General features: G+C 60.4%; 4 protein-coding genes. 3 read left to right on the top strand and 1 reads right to left on the bottom strand.

The window, feature by feature from the left end; all coding sequences use genetic code 11:
• The coding region (locus ACTIE1_RS16595; protein ID WP_439563503.1) for a hypothetical protein at positions 1 to 306 on the bottom strand (306 nt) is incomplete at its 3' end.
• 133 nt (positions 307 to 439) lie between these two features.
• Here ACTIE1_RS16595 and ACTIE1_RS16590 point away from each other — a divergent pair.
• The 3 genes from ACTIE1_RS16590 to ACTIE1_RS16580 all read left to right on the top strand — a co-directional run.
• Positions 440 to 2,743 carry a DNA topoisomerase IV subunit A gene (locus tag ACTIE1_RS16590; RefSeq protein WP_439560704.1) on the top strand — a complete coding sequence of 768 codons (2,304 nt, stop codon included), beginning with the start codon at positions 440 to 442 and terminating at the stop codon, positions 2,741 to 2,743.
• Between the two features lie 69 nt (positions 2,744 to 2,812).
• Positions 2,813 to 3,448 carry a hypothetical protein gene (locus ACTIE1_RS16585; RefSeq protein ID WP_439560703.1) on the top strand — a complete coding sequence of 212 codons (636 nt, stop codon included), beginning with the start codon at positions 2,813 to 2,815 and terminating at the stop codon, positions 3,446 to 3,448.
• A gap of 128 nt (positions 3,449 to 3,576) precedes the next feature.
• Positions 3,577 to 3,701 (top strand): GTP-binding protein (locus tag ACTIE1_RS16580; protein ID WP_439563504.1); only part of this gene is annotated, 125 nt, incomplete at its 3' end.

Below are 3,701 nucleotides of genomic sequence, written 5' to 3'. Positions count from 1 at the left end.
CGCGCGCAGGTCTTGCAGCGCGTCCATATCGAAGGGCAGGGTGGCGAAGCTGCCTTCAAGCCCCGCAGGGCCGGACAATGTCAGCATGGGAACCGCGTCACCCGCCCCCGACAGGCGCAGTGATTTCAGAAAATCGTCAATATCCGTGCGGCGCACCGGCAGCACGATGTTGTCCTGTGTTGCGTTGGCCTGTGCCTCGATCAGGGCCAGACCGGCGGTGGACAGGGTGACCGCGTGTAACCGTGTATCGGCTGCGGCGGGCAGGCCGATTACAGTGCATAGCAGTATCAGGGGCACAGGACGCATGGTAACTCTCCGTTGCAGGTGCAGGCCATTGGTAGACTGTCCTTTGCGGCGCGTGCAAGCGACCTTTGTGTGAACAGGCGGCTTGTCGCGTCTGGGGCTGGACCTGTGCCAGACTTGGGGCTATTGCGGGGGTATGGCACAAGATGACGATATCCCCCCAAGCGCAAGCGCGCCCGTAGCCGAACCCCTGCGCCGCGCGCTGGGATCGCGCTATTTGCAATACGCCCTGTCCACAATCATGCACCGCGCATTGCCCGATGCGCGTGACGGGTTGAAACCCGTGCACCGGCGCATTCTGTTCGCAATGCGCGAATTGAAACTGTCGCCCACGGGGGGCTTTCGCAAATCGGCCAAGATTACCGGCGATGTGATGGGCAATTATCACCCCCACGGGGACGCGGCCATCTATGACGCGATGGCGCGGCTGGCGCAGGATTTCAACGTCCGCTACCCGCTGGTCGACGGTCAGGGGAATTTCGGCAATATTGACGGCGACAATCCGGCTGCCGCGCGCTACACCGAGGCGCGCATGACCAAGGCCGCCGAGGCGCTGCTGGAAGGCCTGTCTGAAAACGCCGTGGATTTCCGCCCCAATTATGACGGCACGCTGGAAGAACCTGTTGTGCTGCCTGCGGCCTTTCCCAACCTTCTGGCGAACGGGGCCAGTGGCATCGCGGTCGGCATGGCCACGAATATCCCTCCCCATAATCTGGATGAACTGATCGAAGGGTGTCTGGCAATGATTGCCACGCCCGATTTGCCGGATGAAGATCTGGTGAAACTGATCCCCGGACCGGATTTTCCGACGGGTGGTGTGGTGGTCGAACCGCGCGAGTCCATACTGGCGGCCTATCAAACCGGCCGCGGGTCGTTCAGGTTGCGCTCGCGCTGGCAGATCGAGGATCTGGGCCGCGGCCAGTGGCAGGTCGTGGTGACGGAAATTCCGTTTCAGGTGCCGAAATCGCGTTTGATCGAAAAACTGGCCGAAGTCATCCAGACCCGCAAAGTGCCCCTTCTGGCCGATGTGCGGGACGAATCGGCGGATGATGTGCGCATTGTTCTGGAACCCAAAAGCCGCAGCGTCGATGCAGATCTGATGATGGGGATGCTGTTCAAGAACAGTGATCTGGAAACCCGCTTCAGCCTGAACATGAATGTGCTGATCGACGGGCTGACGCCCAAAGTGTGCAGCCTGCGCGAGGTGCTGCGCGCGTTTCTGGACCACCGCCGCGATGTGTTGCAGCGCCGAAGCCAGCACCGTCTGGACAAGATCGATCACCGGCTGGAAGTGCTGGAAGGGTTTATCATTGCCTTTCTGAACCTTGATCGCGTGATCGATATTATCCGCTATGACGAAGCGCCGCGCGCCGCGCTGATGCGCGAACACTGGGCGCGGGAATTCACGCGCGCCACATCCGAGGCAGATTATATTTCCCCGCCTGCGGGCGAAGGTGAATTGTCCGAATTGCAGGCCGAATCAATTCTGAACATGCGCCTGCGATCCTTGCGGCGTCTGGAAGAAATGGAACTGCTGCGCGAACGTGACGAATTGTTGCGTGAACGTGCGGGGCTTGAGGATCTGCTGGCGTCCGAGCGGTTGCAATGGAAGCGCATCAGCTCGCAACTGCGCGAAGTGCAGGGCGCGTTCGGCAAGGCCACCGATCTGGGCCGCCGCCGCACCGATTTTGCCGAAGGCCGCGAGATCGAGGATGTCCCCCTGGAAGCCATGATCGAACGCGAGCCGATTACCATTGTCTGCTCGAAAATGGGCTGGATCCGCGCCATGAAAGGACATGTTGCGCTGGATCAGGCGTTCAAGTTCAAGGATGGTGACGATGCGCGGTTCGCCTTTCACGCGGAAACCACCGACAAGATCGTGCTGTTCGGGTCAAACGGGCGCTTTTACACGTTGATGGGCGCAAACCTGCCCGGCGGGCGGGGCATGGGGGAACCTGTGCGCCTGATGGTCGATTTGCCCAATGAGGCGGAAATCGTTGACCTGTTCACCCACAGGGCTGGCGGCAGGCTTGTCGTTGCCTCCAGCGCGGGGGACGGGTTTGTTGTGCCCGCTGATGAAATCGTTGCCCAGACCCGCAGTGGCAAGCAAATCCTGAACCTGAAGGCTGGTGTGCGCGCCCATGTGTGCCGTTTCATAGAAGGGGACCATCTGGCGGTCGTCGGGGAGAACCGCAAATTGCTGGTCTTTCCCATGGAGGATTTGCCGGAAATGGCGCGCGGCAAAGGGGTCAGGTTGCAAAGCTACAAGGATGGCGGCCTTTCCGACCTGACCACGCTGGTTTTGCAAAACGGTCTTAGCTGGAAAGACCCTGCCGGGCGCACGCGTCTGGAAACCGATCTGGGCGAATGGCTGGGCAAACGCGCCAGTGCGGGGCGTATGGCGCCGCGCGGGTTCCCGCGCGACAACCGCTTTACCTGACGTCACGTCGATTTGCGCAATCAGCACGAATGCGGTAAGTCAGGAAAAAATGGATACAAGGTGCGGAATATGGAACTCTCCGGTTTGAAATCGCGCGCATTGGGGGCGCTGGCCGCAGTTGCAATGCTTGGGGCCTGCGCCAGTGGCGCGCAACTCGGCGAAGAACGTGGCGAGCTGGGCAATTTCCGCTTGGGCCATGCCATTGTCGTTGCCGATAATGCAACTGTTGGCCCCGCGTCGCGCAGGGCTGATCCGGAACAATGGCAAACTGCGCTGACCGCCGAGATCGAACGCCGTTTCGGGCGGTATGACGGCGACAAGTTCTATCATGTGGCGGTCGCGGTTCAGGGCTATGTGCTTGCCGTGCCTGGCATTCCGATCGTGGCTGCGCCCAAATCCGTGCTGATTGTCGGTGTGACCATCTGGGATGACGAGGCGCAGACAAAACTGAACGAGACGCCGCATCGAATCACTGTTCTGGAAAGCCTGTCGGGGGAAACCGTGGTCAGTTCGGGGTTGACGCAATCGGCTGAACAGCAGATGCAGAACCTGTCGGAAAATGCCGTTGCCGCAATTGAACGCTGGATGGTGACAAAACCGGAATGGTTCCCGCAGGCAACAGATGCGGACGCGCTGGTCGCGCCCGATGTGGTGCCGGACACCGCGTCCGGCGCAACAGCAGGCGCTGCCGTTTCCGGAAGTTAGCACGCGTGCTGTCCGGCAATCGCAAATTCCGGACGATGTGCGCTTGATTTTTCGCGCCTGACTCAGTAACAGGCGCGCGTGTCACATCGGGGTCGTGTCTGCGGCTCAGCAACAAAGGGTGCCGAAAAATGGCAAAGCAAAAGTTTGAACGCAATAAACCGCATGTTAACATCGGTACGATCGGGCATGTTGACCACGGCAAGACGACGCTGACGGCCGCGATCACCAAGTATTTCGGCGACTTCCGCGCCTA

The organism is Roseinatronobacter sp. (assembly GCF_051859525.1).
In the GTDB taxonomy this organism is placed as follows: domain Bacteria; phylum Pseudomonadota; class Alphaproteobacteria; order Rhodobacterales; family Rhodobacteraceae; genus Roseinatronobacter.
Note: the sequence above shows the minus strand (reverse complement) of the source record. Positions and strands in the feature narration are given on the sequence as shown.